The 18,634-nt window shown below is 65.9% G+C and carries 16 protein-coding genes; 7 read left to right on the top strand and 9 right to left on the bottom strand.

Annotation, left to right across the window (positions count from 1 at the left end):
• Positions 1-3: 3 nt before the first annotated feature.
• The 4 genes from rfbG to PE058_RS00100 are packed head-to-tail and all read left to right on the top strand — an operon-like array spanning position 4 to position 3,691.
• The gene (gene rfbG, locus PE058_RS00085) at positions 4-1,080 is read left to right on the top strand and encodes a CDP-glucose 4,6-dehydratase (RefSeq protein ID WP_271029552.1); all 1,077 of its coding nucleotides are present in this window, start codon (positions 4-6) and stop codon (positions 1,078-1,080) included.
• The gene (locus PE058_RS00090; protein ID WP_271029553.1) at positions 1,073-2,320 is read left to right on the top strand and encodes a class I SAM-dependent methyltransferase; all 1,248 of its coding nucleotides are present in this window, start codon (positions 1,073-1,075) and stop codon (positions 2,318-2,320) included. The genes rfbG and PE058_RS00090 overlap by 8 nt, the downstream gene beginning before the upstream one ends.
• Positions 2,317-2,877: a dTDP-4-dehydrorhamnose 3,5-epimerase gene (gene rfbC / locus PE058_RS00095; RefSeq protein ID WP_271029554.1), complete on the top strand. Its 561-nt coding sequence runs from the start codon at positions 2,317-2,319 to the stop codon at positions 2,875-2,877. Before PE058_RS00090 ends, rfbC begins: the two co-directional genes overlap by 4 nt.
• Positions 2,870-3,691, top strand: coding sequence for an NAD-dependent epimerase/dehydratase family protein (locus tag PE058_RS00100; RefSeq protein WP_271029555.1), 822 nt, complete (start codon positions 2,870-2,872; stop codon positions 3,689-3,691). The genes rfbC and PE058_RS00100 overlap by 8 nt, the downstream gene beginning before the upstream one ends.
• 17 nt (positions 3,692-3,708) lie before the next feature.
• Here PE058_RS00100 and PE058_RS00105 read toward each other — a convergent pair whose 3' ends face one another.
• The 4 genes from PE058_RS00105 to PE058_RS00120 all read right to left on the bottom strand — a co-directional run bounded on the left by PE058_RS00105 (position 3,709) and on the right by PE058_RS00120 (position 6,279).
• Positions 3,709-4,167 carry a DUF1178 family protein gene (locus PE058_RS00105; protein WP_271029556.1) on the bottom strand — a complete coding sequence of 153 codons (459 nt, stop codon included), beginning with the start codon at positions 4,165-4,167 and terminating at the stop codon, positions 3,709-3,711.
• Positions 4,164-5,036, bottom strand: coding sequence for a carbon-nitrogen hydrolase family protein (locus tag PE058_RS00110; RefSeq protein ID WP_040498113.1), 873 nt, complete (start codon positions 5,034-5,036; stop codon positions 4,164-4,166). The genes PE058_RS00105 and PE058_RS00110 overlap by 4 nt, the downstream gene beginning before the upstream one ends.
• 39 nt (positions 5,037-5,075) lie before the next feature.
• Positions 5,076-5,339: a glutaredoxin 3 gene (grxC, locus tag PE058_RS00115; RefSeq protein WP_020085489.1), complete on the bottom strand. Its 264-nt coding sequence runs from the start codon at positions 5,337-5,339 to the stop codon at positions 5,076-5,078.
• 130 nt (positions 5,340-5,469) lie between these two features.
• Positions 5,470-6,279 carry a ComF family protein gene (locus PE058_RS00120; RefSeq protein ID WP_271029557.1) on the bottom strand — a complete coding sequence of 270 codons (810 nt, stop codon included), beginning with the start codon at positions 6,277-6,279 and terminating at the stop codon, positions 5,470-5,472.
• Positions 6,280-6,410: 131 nt separating this feature from the next.
• On the opposite strand from PE058_RS00120, the gene PE058_RS00125 reads away from it, so the two are divergent.
• Positions 6,411-7,298: a methyltransferase domain-containing protein gene (locus tag PE058_RS00125; RefSeq protein WP_271029558.1), complete on the top strand. Its 888-nt coding sequence runs from the start codon at positions 6,411-6,413 to the stop codon at positions 7,296-7,298.
• On the opposite strand, the gene PE058_RS00130 is transcribed toward PE058_RS00125, so the two are convergent.
• A complete protein-coding gene (locus tag PE058_RS00130; protein WP_271029559.1) occupies positions 7,295-7,804 on the bottom strand; it encodes a GNAT family N-acetyltransferase in 510 nt (169 codons plus the stop codon). The genes PE058_RS00125 and PE058_RS00130 overlap by 4 nt on opposite strands.
• Before the next feature lie 10 nt (positions 7,805-7,814).
• The gene (mutT, locus tag PE058_RS00135; RefSeq protein WP_020085493.1) at positions 7,815-8,222 is read right to left on the bottom strand and encodes an 8-oxo-dGTP diphosphatase MutT; all 408 of its coding nucleotides are present in this window, start codon (positions 8,220-8,222) and stop codon (positions 7,815-7,817) included.
• Between the two features lie 50 nt (positions 8,223-8,272).
• On the opposite strand from mutT, the gene PE058_RS00140 reads away from it, so the two are divergent.
• The gene (locus tag PE058_RS00140) at positions 8,273-9,250 is read left to right on the top strand and encodes a beta-ketoacyl-ACP synthase III (RefSeq protein WP_271029560.1); all 978 of its coding nucleotides are present in this window, start codon (positions 8,273-8,275) and stop codon (positions 9,248-9,250) included.
• 218 nt (positions 9,251-9,468) lie between these two features.
• Here the strand turns inward: PE058_RS00140 and PE058_RS00145 are convergent, their stop codons facing one another.
• From PE058_RS00145 to PE058_RS00155, 3 genes are all read right to left on the bottom strand, one after another.
• Complete coding sequence (locus tag PE058_RS00145; RefSeq protein ID WP_271029561.1) at positions 9,469-11,946, bottom strand: transglycosylase domain-containing protein; 2,478 nt, start codon at positions 11,944-11,946, stop codon at positions 9,469-9,471.
• 708 nt (positions 11,947-12,654) lie between these two features.
• The gene (locus PE058_RS00150) at positions 12,655-16,032 is read right to left on the bottom strand and encodes a helicase HerA-like domain-containing protein (protein WP_020085496.1); all 3,378 of its coding nucleotides are present in this window, start codon (positions 16,030-16,032) and stop codon (positions 12,655-12,657) included.
• A 40-nt stretch (positions 16,033-16,072) separates the two neighbouring features.
• Entirely contained in the window at positions 16,073-17,245 is a 1,173-nt protein-coding gene (locus tag PE058_RS00155) for a hypothetical protein (RefSeq protein ID WP_271029562.1), read from the bottom strand.
• Between the two features lie 483 nt (positions 17,246-17,728).
• On the opposite strand from PE058_RS00155, the gene PE058_RS00160 reads away from it, so the two are divergent.
• Positions 17,729-18,412, top strand: a complete 684-nt coding sequence (locus PE058_RS00160; protein ID WP_020085498.1) for a CAP domain-containing protein — start codon at positions 17,729-17,731, stop codon at positions 18,410-18,412.
• The last annotated feature ends 222 nt before the right edge of the window (positions 18,413-18,634 follow it).

An 18,634-nucleotide genomic window follows, 5' to 3' on the forward strand; every position in this document is an offset into this window, starting at 1 on the left:
CGGATGAGCACGGCGCCGCTGTCGCACACATTCTGGGCCGGGCGCCGCGTCTTCGTCACTGGCCATACCGGTTTCAAGGGCGGCTGGCTGATGGGCGTGCTCCGCCGTCTCGGCGCGGAGCCGTCGGGCTATGCGCTCGCTCCGCCTTCCAGCCCCAATCTCTTCGACGTGGCTGGCGTCGGCTCGCTCGGCGGCTCGACGATCGGCGATATTCGCGATGGGGCGCGCCTCAACGCGGCCATGGCGTCGGCCGATCCCGAGATCGTGTTGCATCTCGCCGCGCAAGCCTTGGTGAGACCTGCCCGGGCCGAGCCGGTCGAGACCTTCTCGACGAACGTGGTCGGCACAGCGCAGGTGCTGGACGCCGTGCGGCAGACGCCGGGCGTCAAAGCCTGCGTCGTGATCACCAGCGACAAGGTCTACGACAATGTCGAGTGGCCGTGGGCCTATCGGGAGCCGGACCGGCTGGGCGGCAAGGAGCCCTATGGCGCAAGCAAGGCCTGCACGGAGATCGTGGTCGAGGCCTATCGCGCCTCCTATTTCTCGGGCGACGGACATCGCGCAGCGCTGGCCACCGCGCGCGCGGGTAACGTGATCGGCGGCGGCGATTGGGCCGAGGACAGGCTGATCCCCGACGCGGTACGTGCCTTTACGGCGGGCGAAGCGCTTCTCATCCGCAATCCGTCCTCGGTGCGCCCCTGGCAGCACGTGCTGGAGCCGCTTTCGGGCTATCTGCGGCTAGCGGAGGCCCTGTTCGAGGCCAGCAAGCTTCCCCAGCCGCTGGCGTTCAATTTTGGACCGGCCCAAGACGATGCGGTGCCCGTACGCGTGATCGCCGACGAGATCTCCGCTCGCTGGGCCGATGGCGCCCACTGGCGGCACGACACGCGCTACCAGCCTTACGAAGCCCGCCTGCTCGAGGTCGACAGCGCGAAGGCCCGCTCCGCCCTCTCCTGGCGGCCGCGATGGCGCCTTTCCGAGGCGCTCGACCGGACCATAGACTGGTACAAGGCCTACACGGGCGGGCAAGATATGCGCGCTTTCACCCTTCGGCAGATCGACGAGTATCTCAATGGCTGACACGACCCGCACCCTGCCCTGCCGTGCGTGTGGCACGCCGCTCCGGCACGTGTTCGTGGATCTCGGGATGTCACCAGTCTCGAACGCCATGCGGCTTCCGGCGGAGGCGCATCTGGCTGAGGCCTTCTATCCGCTGCGCACGTTCGTGTGCGAAGCCTGCAAGCTCGTGCAGATCGAGGACGTGCAACCGGCCGAGACGCACTTCCACGGCTCCTACACCTATTTTTCCTCCTACTCGAAATCCTGGCTCGAGCACGCGCGGCGCTATGCCGAGATGATGACATCGCGGTTCGGGCTCGGCCCGTCCTCCAAGGTTGTCGAGGTCGCGAGCAACGACGGCTATCTGCTGCAATACTTCAAGGCGCAGGGTATCCCGGTGCTCGGCATCGATCCGGCCGCCAACTGCGCGGAGGTGGCGGAGCGCGAGCGCGGCATCCCGACGCTCGTGCGCTTCTTCGGCGCGGCGACGGCACGAGAGGTTGCGGAGAGCGGGAAGGCGGACGTGATCGCGGGCAACAACGTGCTGGCGCACGTGCCCGACATCAACGACTTCGTCAGCGGGCTCAAGCTGCTGCTGAAAGACAGCGGCGTGATCACCATCGAATTTCCGCACCTCCTGCGGCTGATCGAAGCCAAGTACTTCGATACCATCTATCACGAGCACTATTCCTACCTGTCGCTTCTGGCCGTCGAGCGGTTGTTCGCGCGTCACGGGCTCACGGTGTTCGACGTGGAGGAATTGCCGACGCATGGCGGAAGCCTACGCATCTTCGCGGGCCACACGGGCGCTACTCCCGCGGCCTCGGACCGGCTCATCGCATTCCGAGGCCGCGAGGCCAATGCCGGGCTCGACGATCTCGCGAGCTACGGCTCGTTCGCGGCCGAAGTGCGCCATGCCAAGCGGGCACTTCTCAACACGCTCATCAGCCTCAAGGAGAAGGGCGCGCGGATCGTCGCCTATGGCGCGGCCGCGAAGGGCAATACGCTGCTCAACTACTGCGGCATTCGCGGCGATTTTCTCGACTATGCGGTGGATGCCAGCCCGCACAAGCAGGGGCTTCTGCTGCCCGGCACGGCGCTTCCCGTCCACGCACCCGAGCGGATCTTCGAAACGAAGCCCGACTACGTGCTGATCCTGCCCTGGAACCTCAAGGACGAGATCATCGGGCAGATGGCAGGCATTCGCGCCTGGGGCGGCCAATTCATCGTGCCCCTGCCCGAGCCGCAGATCATCCCATGATCTTCGAAGCGACCCCGCTCGACGGCGCCTTCGTGATCGTGCCGGAGCCGATCGCCGATACGCGCGGATTTTTCGCGCGTCTGTTCTGCGCGACGGCGTTCCGCGAGCACGGCCTCGATCCTCACCTCGACCAGATCAGCATCTCCCACAACGCCGAAACCGGCACGGTGCGCGGGATGCATCTGCAGCGCCCGCCCGCCGCCGAGACGAAACTCGTGCGCGTGACGGCTGGGGCCATCTTCGACGTCATCGTGGATGTGCGGGCGGGCTCGGCCACCTACGGACGCTGGTTCGGAACGGAGCTTTCGGCCGCGAACCGCAAGCAGTTGTACATTCCCAAGGGCTTCGCGCACGGCTTCCAGACGCTCGCGCCCGCGACCGAGGTCACCTATCACATCTCCTGCGGCTATGCGCCGGAGCTCGCGACGGGGCTTCGCTATGACGATCCTGACCTCGCCATCACGTGGCCACTCGGCCAAGCGGCGGTGATCTCGGATCGCGATCTCGCGTGGGCGCCGTTCCGCGATTTCTTTCCCGTTGCGGCCAGCCATGACTGACGCAGCCCGCCCCAGAGCCACCGTTTTCGGCGCCAATGGATTCGTGGGACGCGCGCTCGTCGATCACCTCACGCGCGCGGGCTACGACGTGCGCGCGCTCGTGCGGGGGGATACATCCTGGCGCGGCGCGGAGCTGGGCCACGCCTTCTACACCATCGGCCTCACCGCGGACTTCCGCTCTCGCCCGTTCGAGACCATCGACGCGCACGTGAGCCTGCTCACTGAGATCCTGCGCGGCTGCCGGTTCCAGTCGTTCGTCTATACGTCCTCGACGCGCGTCTATGGTCCGGCAGCCTCAACGGACGAGCTGGCGCCGATCCCCGCTTCGCCCGCCAATCCGGATCATCTCTACAATCTCTCGAAGCTGATGGGGGAGGCGGCCTGCCTCGGGTCCGGCCTCGCGACTGCGCGCGTCGCCCGGCTCTCGAACGTGTTCGGGGCCGATCTCGCGTCGCAGAACTTCCTGACATCGGTGCTGCGCGAAGCGGCCGAGACGGGCCGCGTCCAACTCAAGACCAGCCTCGCCTCCGAAAAGGATTACGTCTGGGTCGGCGATGTGGTGCGCGCGCTCGAAGCGATCGCGGTGCGCGGCAGCGAGCCGATCACCAATGTCGCGTTCGGGCGCAACATAACGCATCGGGAAATCATGGAGCGGATCGAGGCCGAGACGGGCGCCGCGATCTCTGTGGCGCCGAACGCGCCGACCGTCACCTTTCCCGAGATCGAGACGCGCCGTCTCGACGCGCTCGGCATCACCGGGCGAAGGCCGCTCGTCTCCATGATCGGGGAGCTTGCGGCAGCCTTCAAAGGCTAGACTAAGGCTGTCGCAGTCTAATTCCTGTCTTCCGGCAGCGGCGGAAGCGGGAAGAAGGGGATGCCGTCCTCGGCCAGCTCCTTTGCCTCCTCAGCGGAGGCTTCGCCATAGATGCCGCGGGCCGGGCTCTCGTCGAAGTGGATGCGGCGCGCCTCCTCGGCAAATCGCCCGCCGACGTACTCGGCCTTGGCGTGCACCTCCTCGCGGATCCTGCGCATCATCTGCTGCAGCTCGGCGGGTGGAATCTGCGCGTTCGACGAGGGGGCGGCCGGCGCGGGCGTCACCGGTGTTGCGTTGGCCTTCTCGGAAGCGCGCGTGTTGACGGCGGGGGCCATGATGGCCTTGTCGACGGAGGTGCTGCCGCATGTGGGGCACACGATCTCGGCTCGGGCTGCCTGCTTCTCGTAGGCTGCGCCGCTCTTGAACCATCCTTCGAACTCGTGGCCGTCCCGGCACACGAGGCTGAACTTGATCATGACGCGACCTCAGCGGCCTTTCCATCCGCATGAACGACGTCGAACTTCCTGTCGTGCCGCAAAGATGGCACGCGTGACCGGACGTCCGCGATCATGGCCAAGTCTACATCCGCGAAAATGACCGAGGGGTGAACGCCGCCCTCGGCGAGCACCTGCCCCCAGGGGGAAACCACGAGGCTATGGCCGAAGGTTTCGCGGCCATGCTCGTGCAGGCCGCCCTGGGCGGCAGCGAAGACGAAGCATTGGGCCTCGATGGCGCGGGCGCGCAGCAGGGTGACCCAATGGGCCTCTCCCGTAAGACGCGTGAAGGCGGCCGGCACGGCCAGGAACGAGGCACCGGCGTGTGCGAGCGCGCGGTAGAGATAGGGGAAGCGCAGATCATAGCAGATCGAGAAGCCGATGCCGCCCCACGGCAGATCCGCGACGACGGCTTTGGTGCCGGGCTCGTAGTTGGCGCTTTCGCGGTAGACCTCGCCGTTCGGCAGGTCCACGTCGAACATATGGATCTTGTCGTAGCGCGCCGTCACCTCGCCCTTGGGCGAGATCAGGTATCCGCGGTTGGCGAGCTTGGCGTCGCTCGCCTTGATCACCATGGAGCCGACATGCAGCCAGATCGACAGCTCCTTGGCCAGATCGGCGAGCTGGCGGAGCCCGGCATTGGCGCTCTCCGGCTCGGCCACGGCGAACAGGCGCTCGCGGTCGAGCTCCATCAGGTTGGTGACCTCGGGGGTCTGGACGTAACCAGCCCCGCCACTTGCGGCCTCCCGGATGAGCGCGGCGGCATCGCGCAGGTTGCGCGCCACATCCCGCCCAGAACACATCTGGACCAGCCCTACCCGAAAGGACTTCGCGAGATTTGCCGTCGTCATATGCCCCGAGCCTTCGATCATTCGTGCCTTTAGAGCACTTTAGTGGCTCGCGCAGAGGAGGGGATCAAGCTTGCCGTTGCGCTCGAGGCACATCAGATCGTCGCAGCCGCCCACGTGCTGATCGCCGATCCAGATCTGCGGGACGGTGGTGCGCCCGCCGGCCTTGCTGGTCATCTCCGCCCGGAGCGTCGCCTTGCCCGTTACGTCGACCTCCTCGAAGGCCACGCATTTGGCGCGCAGCAGCTCTTTTGCCATGTGGCAATAGGGGCAAAGGATCGTGGTGTAGATCGTAACTCTGGCCATGTCTTCCAACGTTCCTCGACGGCCAACCTGGGTTGCACTCGGACGTTGCGTCTCTCTCGACGGGCGCGATACGCAGCCGACACCCATTTCGCAACGATTTGCGGCATTTTTCCAGCGTTGAGAACGGCTTTCAAGAGGGAATGACGCCCCTATCCGTCACCAAAGCGAGCGCCAGCACATCCACACGCGAAGCGCCAGCCCGTTTCAACGCCCGCGCGCAGGCGCCGACGGTCGAGCCGGTGGTGATAACGTCATCAATGAGCAGGATCTTGCGGCCCCGCACGCGATCCTCGAGCCTCCGAGGCACGGCGAAAGCGCCCGCCACGTTGCGCTGGCGCGCGGCCCGGGTGAGGCCGACCTGGCTCAAGGTCGCGCGCCTGCGCTCCAGCGCGAGCGGCTCATAGCCGAGCCCCGTCAGCCGGGCGACCTCCTGGGCCAGGATCGCGGCCTGGTTGAAACGGCGCACGAGCAGCCGGCGGCGCGCAAGAGGGACGGGCACGACCGTCTCACACTCGCCCACCACGTCGCGTCCGGCCTCCACCAGCCATTTGCCAAGCAGACGGCGCACGTCATGGCGATCGTGAAACTTGAGGGCGTGCACCAGGGCTCGCATGGAGCCGGTATGGGCCGCGATCGCCCGCGCCCGGTCGAAGGGAGGCGGATCCGCCGCGGCGGCTGCAGAAATCATGACACCGCCGGTGTCGAACGGCATGGGCAGGCCCAGGCGGTCGCAGAGGGGCGGGCGAATGAAGTCGATGTCGCGCCAGCAGCCCGCACACAGCGCGTCGTGGTCTCCAATCGGCGTCCGGCAGACCAGGCACACCGGCGGCATCAGGAGATCGGAGATCGCCGCCAGGGCGCGCCGCAGCATTCCAGGCTCCCGCGCGGGGGCAGCGCCAGGCGGGCGCTCGCTCTCCTCATCCAGGCCTGCTTCCGACATGACCGGCCTTCCAAACCTCTGTCCCCGAGCGGACTGTGCGTCAGATTGGGCAAACTTGATAGGTCGCTGTTCTGATAGATTGAACGGGATATCACGGTGCAACCGCCCCAACGAAGGCTCCTTTCACGCGCATGCCGGACGCCGCCCACATCTTCGATACTCGCCTGCTCACGGAGCGGCGCAACCGGGCCGCCGCCTCGGCTGGCGCGCATGACTTTCTACTGCGCCGCGTCGCGGAGGACTTCGCCGAGCGGCTGGCCATCGTGCGGCGCTCCTTCCCCGTGGCGCTCGATCTCGGGTGCCATCACGGCGTGCTGGGGCGGGAGATCGGGGCCGCGGCTTCCGTCGGCCGGCTCATCTCGCTCGATCCGTCGGAAGCCATGCTGGCCCAGGCGGCCCCGCCGCGCGTCGCCGGGCAGCTCGATGCCCTGCCGTTCGCGGAGGGCTCGCTCGACCTCGTCGTGTCGGGCCTGTCGCTCCATTTCGTGGACGACCTTCCCGGAGCGCTGATCCAGATCCGCCGCGCGTTGAAACCGGACGGGTTGCTGCTCGCCGCGCTGCTCGGCGGTCGGACGCTCCATGAGCTGCGCGAGGCTTGGCTTCTCGCGGAGGACGAGGTCGCAGGCGGCGCATCGCCCCGCGTGGCTCCGTTCGCGGACGTGCGCGACCTGGGCGGCCTCCTGCAACGCGCGGGGTTTGCGCTGCCCGTCTCGGATTCGGACGTTGTCTCGGTGACCTACTCCGACCCGCTGGCCTTGATGCGCGACATCAAGGGCATGGGCGCGGCCAACATGCTGACCGCGCGGCGGCGCGTTCCGGTAACGCGGCGGCTCCTGATGCGAGCTTGCGAGATCTACGTCGAGCGCTTCGGTCTCGACAACGGCCGCGTGCCGGCGACGTTCGAGATCCTGACGCTGACGGCGTGGACGCCACACGAGAGCCAGCAGAAGCCCTTGAAACCCGGCTCAGCCAAGACACGGCTCGCGGACGTGCTCGGCGTGCCGGAGCGAAAGGTCTAGAGCCTGCGCACCATGAAGCGCGCCTCGTCGTCGTAGCTCTTGAGCTTCGCATCGAGTGCGGGATCGGCAACGATCTCGAATCCGAAGCGGCTCCAGAACGGGCCAGAGCCGTTCACAGCGACCAGCGACACGTTGGAAAATCCGCTCTCCCTCGCATGGTCGAGGACGGCTTTGGCAATGGCGGACCCGGCGCCGGATCCGCGTGTCTCCGGCAGCAACGCGAAGTCGTGGATGTAGTACGTCGTCGGGCTCTCGGGCAGCGCCTCCAGCATGACGTTGAGCGCGGGCGGCTTTCCGTAGTGCCAGGGATGCGTAATCGCGTAGGCCGTGGCGTTGCCGTCCTGCTCCAGAATGGCGCATCCGGCGGGATAGAGCGCGAGACGCTCGGACAGCACCGCATCGTCCTCCGGATAATCCACATGCACCCGGTCGGCGATGGCGACGACGGCGGGCACGTCTGCTTCCGTCATCGGGCGCCACACGCCCCACTCGAGCTTTACGCGCATCGTCACTCTCCTATCCCAAGAGATCGCGCAGCCAGGGAACCAACGGGGCATCGGCCGGCGGCATCGGATAATCCGCGAGGCGCTTTGCCCGCACCCACGCGACCTCCTGTCCCTCGCGAGGGGTGATCTCGCCGTCCCAATTGCGGCAGAGGAACAGCGGCATTAGCAGATGGAAGTCCTTGTAGGCGTGGCTCGCGAAGGTGAAGGGCGCAAGGCACGTCTCGCAGACCTCGATGCCAAGCTCCTCCATCAACTCACGGCGAAGCGCCTGCTCCGGCGTCTCGCCCGCATCAACCTTACCGCCCGGAAACTCCCAAAGGCCCGCGAGCTGCTTGCCCTCCGGGCGCTTGCAGATGAGGACGCGATTGTCAGGGTCGACCAGTGCGGCCGCGGCCACGAGCAGAATTGGCTTCGTCATGAGGTGATTTGGACCTTGTGCGGGCACCGCCGCAGCCTATAGAGGAGGGCATGGGATCGACACTTCTTGCGCTCGGACACTATGCGCCCGAGCGGCGCGTGACAAATGCGGAAATCGAAGCGCGGCTCGGCGTCGAGACCGGCTGGAGCGAGCGGCGCACGGGGATCTGCGAACGCCGGTTCGCCGCGCCTGACGAGGCCTTGTCGGACCTCGCGGTGAAGGCCGGCGAGATGGTCCTGGCGAAGGCCGATTTCGACCGGGCGAGCCTGGGTCTCGTCGTGCTGGCGACTTCTACGCCGGATCATCTTCTGCCCCCATCGGCTCCCCTGGTCGCACATCGGCTCGGCGCGACCGGAGCCGGAGCTATCGACATGGCGGGTGCCTGCGGCGGGTTTCTCTACGCGCTCACATTCGCGGACAGCTTCGTCAAGCTGCATCAGGCGCCTGCGCTCGTCATCGCGGGCAATATCCTATCGCGCCGCCTGAACCTCGACGATCCGACCAGCGCGCTGCTGTTCGGAGACGGCGCGGGGGCGGCGCTGCTCGCTCCTTCGGCACGGGCAACGTCCGGCGTCCGCGGCGTGCACCTCGCGTCCGACGGTTCTGCCTACGACCTGATCAAGATTCCCGCTGGGGGAAGCCGGCGGCCGTTTGCCGATGGTCTGGAGCCAGCCGCGACGCTGATGCAAATCAGCGACGGGCGCGCGGTATTCACACGTGCGGTGAAGATCATGACTGAGGCTTCGAACACAGCGCTCACGCGCGCCGGGCTTGCCATCGGCGACATCGACTACTTCGTGCCGCATCAGGCGAACGCGCGCATTATCGGCGCGGCCCAGCGGCAGCTCGGCGTACCGGACGAGAAACTGATCTCGACCGTTGCGCTCTACGGCAACAGCTCGGCGGCCACCATCCCGCTCTCGCTTTCGATCGCCGCGGAGGAGCGTGCGTTCCAGCCCGGCGAGCTGCTGCTGCTCGCGGCGGCAGGCGCGGGCCTCACGGGCGGCGCCGTCGTGTTCGAGGTTTAGAGCGCGATCATTTTCAATTGCATGAGGATCGCGCTCTCAGGTTTTACCGAGACCGATGATTCACGCTCCGGACTGATAGGGTCCGAAGCGATCTTGGGTTTTCTTTGTTAGACCGATGATTCACGCTTCGGACTGATAGGGTCCGAAGCGATCATGGGTTTTCTTTGTTAGACTGATGATTCACGCTTCGGACTGATAGGGTCCGAAGCGATCATGGTCTAGCGAAGCTGGCGCAGATTGAGAGCGCGGGTCAACGCGTCGGAGGCGGTCTCGTCGTTGGTCGCGACGGGACGCGGCGCGGGCTTCGGAGGCAAGAGGCCCGGCATCGGGTTCTCCCGGGCGTGTGAAGAAAGATCCTCCAGCAGAATTTCGAGCAAGGGCGCAGCCACATCCGCCGCGTGGACCTTCCTCGCCCACGGCTCGGAGCCCGAGCCGGTGCCGACCAGCACCACATACGAGTAAGCTGCGCCGTTGGCGAACTGGAGGCCCCCGGTGGTCCAGACGTCCACCGTCGCGTTGGGATCGGCGGTCACCTGCGTTCCGGTTTTCGCAAAGTGGAGGCGCAGGCCAGCGCGCCGCGCCGCGCACCAGGACGACAGGGATTTGAGCGTGCCCGCCGGCACGCCGCCGGCCGTGTAGCAGAGCGGCGCCGAGAGCAGGGATCGGAGCAGCGGCACGGCGCGGCGCTGAATCAGACGGTTCGGGATAATCGGCTCGCGCGCATCTCCGTGCGCCACAGGCTCGTTCTCCACGCTCGTGTAATCGTAGCTCCGGACCAGCGTCGGCTCGCGCACCGGCGTGGCGCCGCGGCCGAGAAGCGACGCGAGGATCACCGCCGACATGTGATGCACCTTGCGCGGCGAGCCGGAAATCTGCCCCAGCACGACGGCCGTTGACGGAGGCGTTCCGTGACCGGACGCATCGGACGGCGGCATGGTGAAGCCGAAGCCTTCAATGAGCATTCGCACGCGCTCCTGGCCTGCAAGCGCCGTGCGGTTGATGAGAGGGGCGTTGAGCGAGCAGGCAAAGCTCACGATGGCGCGGCGGCCGAAGCGGCCGTTGCCCTTGGCGCACGTTTCGAGCCCGCGCTGCGGCGCCTCCGTATCGACGTAGAGGGAGTTCGTGGTGTCGCGCCCGCTGTTGGCGATGGCGATGGCCGCGATCATCTTTCCGGTGGAGGCAATCATGCGCGGATCGCGGCCGGGATCGTAGAGGCCGGTTGCCGCGTCGCGTGCGGCTGGCGCCCCGAAATAGGGAGCCGTCTCACCCGCCTCGTAGTAGCGCACGATCTCACCCTTTGCGTTGGCGGCGACGACCGTGATGGTGGGCTGCCTGCGATCGGGACCGGCGCGTGCAGGATCGAGGGTGTAGCCCGGATTGAGCTTCGGCTGCACGGCCGCATCGACGCGTGTAAGGCCCGCCTTGATCTTGTCGTGAAACGCGAGGTTGCCCGCCGCATCGAAAGTGGTGGTGACGCCGCGCACATGGTCGCGCCAGCCGAAGCCGTAGATCTCCTTCATCTCCTCGCGGAGGCCGAAGCGGGCCGCGGGCATCAAGGCGTTGGCGCGCGCAACGGGATTGGCCCGGGCGCGTTTCGCCTGGTCTGGAGCGTAGCGATCGAGCGCGGCCTGGAGCTTCGGCTTCACCTTGGGATCGGGCGGCCCTCCCGCCATGGCGATCAGCTCGAACAGAACGTTCTTCTTCTGCTCCTCGTCCTCGATGAGACTCTCCGCGCAGATGCGTGCGCGCACCTCGACGATGAAGCGCCAGCGGTCGAGGCGCACCTCGTTCAAGCGCTCGTCGCCTTTGAGCAGGATGATCGGCTTATTGACGGCCGAGGCCAGCACGAACTGCTCCGCGATGGAGAGCTCCGCCGAATCCTTGCCGAACACGACACGGCTCGTCAGCTCGACGCCATGCAGAGGCGCGCCGCCCGTGCGCTGCGCAAGCCAGAGGTGGTTCGCCGCCCACTGCTTGAGCAGCGACGGGTCTCCCCCGCGTGTCAGCTCGTGATAGATGACAGGCGCCAGCCACCACTCCGCCAGCTTGCGCGAGAGCTTTGTCATGGCGCTCTCATTGCTGTGCGGCGGGGTGTTGTAGATCACGCGCACGAGCTGCATGGGCAGGGTCGACCCGCCGACGCCGAGGCTCGGCCGATGCAGCGCCAGGGACCGGCGCACCGACGAATACGGGATCTTGAGAACGCCCGCGAGGTCGATGCCGAACGGGTTCAGCCAGGTGCCGATGTAGCGGTCCTCGTGATGGACCAGGCATTGCCAGTAATAGGGCGGCACGTCGCGGACCGGGATCGACTTGTGGTCCGGGTTGGCGGTGTAGTCACCGACGTCGATGGCGGCGTCGGTGTAGTTGACGTCGCGCTGGCTGTCGAGACGCGCATCGAAGGTGCCGGCGAAGCTTCCATTGGCGTCATAGATGGCGGTGGCGAGCCAGCGCTCGGCGTCGTAGCGGAGCTTCTCGCCGAGCAGATAGTGTCCCGCGATGCCCCGCAGCGGCGCGACCACATAGACCAGCACCACGGCGAACAGCACATAGGCCGAGGCTGCAACGGCGACGTAGCGCAGGGGGCCGAGACGGGGATTGAAGGCGATCCATTCGCTGAATAGGCTCGCGATCCGCATGGGAATGCTGATCACGAGCTCGCGCATATGGGCGAGAAGGCGAAGGATGAAAAGCATGACGCAACAGCGAGCTCACGGTGCACGGGCTCACTGTCGTACGGACCATTTATGGCGGAAGCTCGGGGGAAATGGGGCGCCGCTGCCGCTCAGCGAACGGCCGAGGATTGTACGAATGCGACATCACGCGGCTCCGATGGAGCAACGGACCACATTCCGAAACTGTCGGCTATTGCAGTTGAAAAGACCCGCCTTAGAGCCGGCTTCTTACATCGTATTGAGGAGGACGAAGAGTCCAACTCCGACGGCCGGGCCCAACAAGGTGGCCACAACAAGCATCAAGAATGATCTACCAAGCATAACACGACAAACCCCGCACTCAACTCGCCCACCCGCGAAGCCGCCCACTCCTCGCCGGTGTCTTCCGTGTTTCGCGATGACCCCTCAACCGCGAAACAAGAAGATAATACAACAACAGAAAAATTCCCTCACCCCTTAAACCAAATTTTGCCACAATGTTATCTCGCGGCGGCGAGGTTGATTTGCTGCAATGCAATGCAGGCGCTTTCTGCAGAGCTTTTCTTTTAATTTTTCAAATTATTGGGTGCAGCTACGGCAGGTGCCAGCACGCGCAAAAAAGCCAGTGGATCGCTCTTTGAACGCTCCGCTGGCCGAAAACTGACGTCTATCGTGATTTTTCTGCAACAGGCCTTTAGTCGAGGTTTTGTGCAAATGCGGGATATCTCGGGGATAACCCGGTGGATCCCCTCAAGACGTACGGCGAGCACCCGACGAGCGCCCCAAAGCATCGAACAGGCGAAGCTGACGCTCGTCCTGCCCCTTCGTCTCGTGGGCAAGTTGCTCGATGCGATCGAAGGGCACCTGCTCGGCCTCGATGAGCGAGCGCTGCGCCTTCATGCTGCGCACCAAGCCTTCCTGCACGAGATGGAACTCGCCGACGGTCTGGCCGGGCAGAACCGCTGCGGGGTCCAACCCGCTCTCGCTCTGGAACGCAGCCTTGAGCTTCCTCAGCGCCGTGTCCTCGCGAACGCGGCCGATGAACCAGCTCGTGATCTGGTCGCGCGATTTGTAATCGAGGTCGCCCGGCGACTGAGTGGCCAGCATCAGGCCGAGACCTGCGGAGCGGGCGCGCTTCAGCAAGCTTTGCAGCGGCTCGGCCGTCGCGGGCTTGGCGTTGGCCGGGATGTAAAGATCCGCCTCGTCGAACATGACGACAGCCTGCAACTCGTCGTTCGGGTTGCGCTGGCAGAAGCGTAGCGCTTCCGAGAGGAACTGCGAGACCCAGAACAGGATGTTCTCATTGTCGCCGAGGAAGCCCGTGTAGATGATCGAAAGCCGCGTGCGGCCGTCGCGGGCGAAGGGTCCGATGCCGAGCAGGCTGTCCATGCGCAGGCTTTCGCCGCCGCCCTCGAAGAGCGCCGCGTTGCGATGGCGGAGGCTGTCGAGCTGTGCGACGAGGTCGCGGCGGATCTTGCCCGACGGATCCATGCGCTGCGTGAGGTCGGTCAGCTCCGCATCCTCATCCTCGAGCAGCGCAATGAGATCGGCCAGCGTCACCTCGCGGCTGTGGCGGGAGCCCAGGATGCGCAGTGCGACCGACAGCGTTCCCGACTGCTTCTGGTGGGTCGCCGAGTTCTTGAGATGCAGCATGTCGCCGAGAGCGGCGGCCGACAGGTTCGCAAGCAACTGCTGCTCGTGGTCGGGCAGCTCGTTGATGCCGTTGGGCAAAAGCGTGATCGAGATCGGCCGGCCGGAGGAGCGGCCCGGCGTATAGACCGCAACGTCGATGGCATCGGCCAGACGCTCGCGCTCGCCGCGGCGCTCACCGAACTCGTCGTCGTTGGCCCGCCAAACGTCCGGGTTCGCGTAGCTGCAAAGATCGCCCTTACGGTCGATCAGGACGGCCGGAATGCCCTTCAGGAGAAGCTGCTCGATGAGACACAGCGCGAGCGTGGTCTTACCGGAGCCGGAGCCGCCGAGCACGGCCGCGTGCCGCTTCAGCACGTTCATGTTGAGTGTCACGGGCTTGCCGCGGGCACCGATCTCACGTCCTGCGAAGATGCTGGTGCCGTTGGTGCCGGTCTCGTCCAGGATGACGGAAAGCGGCAGCTCGTCGTCGTTGGCGGGAAGCGGCTCGGCCTCGCCGGTGAGAGACCACGGCGGCGGGAGCGCGGGATCGGCGGCGCGCGGCTCGGCGCGCGCGGTCACCGCTGCATCGGCCACGGGCTCGACCTCGCGGGCAATGCGCGGGAGCGTTCGGCCGAGCAGATCGAGGCGCAGCACGCTGATAATGGAGATGATGTTCGAGAGCAGCTTGGCGTCCTCGAACCAGGCTTGGAAGCCGGGGTCGTTCTTGTAGTGGGCGTAGAACTCGCGCACCATCATCATCCGCTCCCACTCGGGGATCGGGATGGTGAACAAGCGCCCGCCGCCCTCGCGGAACTTGCGGAAGGCCTGAGCCGTCTGGTTCTTCTTGTTCGGCGGATAGTCGCTGGCGCGCAGCATCACGCAGCTCTTGCCCGCCGTCATCGGCAGCACCTTGTCGAGCTGACGCTTGAGGCCACCGCCCTGGGTAGTGCGGTTGCACAGGAACACGCGCGTCTCGCTCATGTGGCCCGACTTGTGGCTCACGCGGAGATCGACGGCCGGCACCTCGTCCGAGATTTCGAGACGGCCTACGGCGAGCTTGATGGCGCCGCCCCACTCGTCCTTGGCAAGCGCGAGCGAGGTCGCGAACACGTCCATCAGCTCGTTCTCGTCGGACGGGATCTCGGCTTCCGAAGCTGCCTGGAAACGCTCCCACGCATCGCGATAATCGACGGACGGCGACAAGGGCCGCGCGGTGTCGCCCTCTGCGCCGCCGAAGATGCCGCCGAGCACGGACGCGAGCGTCGACGTCCAGGAGCCTGACGGATCGGCCTGATCCTCATCGCCTTCCGGCGCGGTCTTGTCGCGCAGGCGGCTCTGGGCGTGCTCCAGAAGACGGCGCGTGGAAAGACCGCCGAACTCCTCGAAGAAATCGGGGCCGAAATACTGCGCGGGATCGGGGAAATCCAATCCGGCGCCCTGCTCCGCGATATGCTCGAGGCGCTTTGCGATGATGAGGCGCGCCTCCTCCGGCGTGCGGCTTTCGAGCAGCGGCACGGGGCCGGACTTCTCGATGCGATCCACGTAGGACTGCGCGAGAACGCCGCGCACCTGTCCGTAGAAATCCTCGAGGCAGGAAATGATGATGATGGCGTTCGGGAGCCGGTTGGCGATCTGGATGAGATCGCGGGCGGCGCGCTGGAAACGCTCCTCCGCGTCATCGAAGAAGCGCAGATCCTCGACCTGGTCGATGGAGAACACGAGGGCTGCCCGCTCTACCGTCCACATCAAGGTGCCGAGCGCGGTAATGATCTCGAACGCACGATCCTCGCCCGTGTTGGGATCGAGGGCAGCGACAGCCTCACGTGCCAGCGGCGTCAACTGCCGCGCGAACAGGTACTGGCGGATGCGTTGATCGATGCGCGGGTCCTTGCGCTCGAGATAGAGAAGCGCGCGGACGATGTTGATGTCGAGCTCGAGGTCGCGGAACTTGGGGCTCGCCACGATCTCGTCGGCGAGGCGCAGCACGAGGCTCGCCAGCTCCTCGTCGGAGAGGGCGCCTTCGGTCAGCTCTTTGAGGCTCGCCTTGGGCAACACCTCGGAGTCGTTGACGAGGTGCGCGGTCAGACGCGCAAGGCCGCTGATCCCCTCGTTGTCGGGATCATAAGGCTTCTCCAGCGAGTGGATGAGGCGGCGCAAATAGTAGTCAGCGTAATTCGACACGTCGGGCGTCATCTGGGCATAGCCGAAGTAGGCCTTGCCTTCGCGATGCGCGGTTGTGCGGAGCGCACGCAGGAGATGCGTCTTGCCGGCACCGGACTGGCCGTGGAACAGCAGGATGCGCGATTGCGTGGCCGCGCCGTTGCGGCCGGTCGTAACCTGAGACAGGAGGTCTGCGAACTTGCGGCGCGCCTTGACATGCACCTCGGGAACGTCGACGGGATCGGCCCGCCAGATGTCTTCCTCCCAGGTGATGCTGTGCTCAAAGGCCTGAGACAGCTTGTCCACGGCCCCGGCCTCGACGGCTTCCTGATGCATGCGTCAACGGTCTCCAACAACGCAAATCGGTGACGGCGGGCTACTCTTCCACCCGCACGAAATGCCAGACAGTATTCTTGTAGGGAACAGCCGAGCTCTCGAGATCCGGGATGCTCTTCTTGTCCTTGAGATCGGCGTTGGCGAGCACGAGCGCACCCAGACGATGCGCCTCCGCCAACATGCATTTGAACTCGATCTCGGAAACCTGCCACGAGGGCTGGCTCGCGCGAATCGCATCCCACACGTGCGAGATAAAGGCCTTACGGCTGCCTGGCCAGCCCTCGGCGCGCGCAGCGGCCGCCTTCTTCACCGCCCGCGCGAACTCCGTGAGATCCGGACGAGAGGACGGCACGACCTTCGGCGCAACGGCCGCAGGCGCCACATCGTTCGCCACCTCAGCCAGTGCGGGCGCCGGCTCCGTCACGCGGACGGGCATGGGCGCGCGCTCGGCGTCAGGCGTCGGAATTTCAGCCGACCCCGCTTCCAGCGCACGGGCGCCGAGGCCTCTCAGCACGCCGGTGCGGAGACCTTCGAGCGTGGATTCCTTTGCGCCCGCATATTCGGCCGCAAGCTCCGAGATGAGCTTGGCGTCGGTCGTGAACGCGCGCGGGCTCTGCGACAGCTGGCCGGCGAGCAAGCGCCCCGCCTTGGCGGAGAGCGCGGAGCCCTTGCCGAAGCCCGCCTTGATGCGGTTGCCGAACGCCCGCTCCAGAGCCACGACTGCGAGCTGCGCGCGGAGCTTGGTGGGCGGCGGGTTCTTCTTCACCGAGAGCCCGAAGGCCTTCTGTACGATGATGGTGCGCAAGCCCTCCACGCGCGCCAGCGGCTTGAGGCGGGCCGCCGTCTCCTTTTCGAGACCGAGGCCCTTGGCAACCAGCATCACATCGCGAAGCTCGGACCAGGGTGCCGGCTGAAGGCTCTTCTGGCCGAGATAGCGGGCGGCTGCGAGCGTGCCGGTCTCCGTCGGCGCGAGACGGTTCTTGGTCTCGGCGAGCAGGCCATTGGCGATGAGCTGGCCGATCTCCTTCTCGGCGAGACGGCGCCAATCGGCAGGCGAGAGCTTGTGCGTGAAGAACGGGGCGAGATCGGAGGCAACCTCGGCGCGCGTTGCGCCGCCGGAAGCCGCCGTGCGGACGAGAACGAGGTGTCCGACCGCCGTCGCGCCTCCGCGCCGCGGCCCTGCGAGGGGAGCACCGCTGCCAAGCGCCGACATTTCGCACGCCTCCTTATGGGCCTCAGGTTGCAAGATGCCGTACGCGCGAATCAGCGGCCTGATTCCGACAGTTTGTCGGAGAGCGCCTTGAGTTCCAAGGGATTCGGGGGCACCCATCGCTCATTTTTGCCGAGTTGTAGCCCCCAATCCTCGCCCCTGGGGCCGCTCACCCCGCAAGTGGCTCGCGAGGCTCGACAACATCTGCCTTTCGCCGCGCCGCTGCCCAATTGGCGTCACCTTCATTGGCAAAATAGCGGATGGATTTCGGGGGATGCACGGAGGCTCTGGGATGCTCCGTTGATGGGGCAACTCAAAGGCGACGTGGGTGGGACACGAGCCGGCTTTTTCTCGTCCGGCCACGATCACCGTCATTCCCCTGAGCACCTAACCGGGTAAACCCCGTCTTAGTGTTAACGGCGAGTTAACTCCTTACTGCGATGTTGGCTCCTCAGTACCGCGCGTCCACTTGCGGGAGTTACGGGAATGTATCGCGTCGCCCTATTTGCCGTTCTCGCGGCCTCACTCGGTCTCGGAGCTTGCAGCCTCAACACGGCTGGCATCTCCTCGGGTTATAACGATCTCGGCACAACAGCTTCGCTCGATCCCTCCAGCGGATCGCGCAAGTCGACCACCACCGGCTCCATCGACCGCAGCTCCCGCTCCTCGCTCAGCGGCGGCACCCAGGTTGCAGCTCTCGCTCCCGACAAGGCGCCCAAGGGCTCCTACGAAAAGGCCCCCGTTGGCGCGCTCGCTGACCGCGACTACTCGGCGACGGCGCTCGACGCCGAGAAAGCACGCGATCTGATCAACCAGTACCGGAAGGACAACGGCCTCAAGCCGCTACAACTCAACGCGTCGCTCACCGATGCCGCGAAGGAGCACAGCCGCGACCTCGCGAAGTGGGACCGGATCTCGCACTACGGCTCCGACGGCTCTAACCCGTGGGACCGCGTCAAGCGGACAGGCTACAAGCCGCGGCTCGCCGCCGAGAACGTCGGCACGGGGCAGATCTCGTTCAACGAGGTGCTCAAGGGCTGGAAGGAAAGTCCTGGTCACAACAAGAACCTGTTGCTGACCGATGCGCGCGAGATGGGCCTCGCGCTGGTTCAGGATCCCAAGACGGAATTCAAGTCGTTCTGGACGCTGGTAATCGGCACGTCGATGTAGCGCGCCGCGCCTCCGCCCAGTCGCAAAAAAACAACCTCGACTTCTGGCGTGTCTAGGTCCCGGCCTTCGCCGGGATGACGTTTGTTTTGTAGAACCCCACGGCCCAAACTCAACGTCACCCCGATGAAGATCGGGGTCCAGGCAAGCATCCACCGGCTCAACAAGCGGACGCGCGCCTACCTCGAAACGTGTCGTGGGTGCCGGCCTTCGCCCAGTCGCAAA

This window comes from Hyphomicrobium sp. DMF-1 (assembly GCF_027886585.1).
GTDB classification, from domain to species: Bacteria; Pseudomonadota; Alphaproteobacteria; order Rhizobiales; family Hyphomicrobiaceae; genus Hyphomicrobium_C; species Hyphomicrobium_C zavarzinii.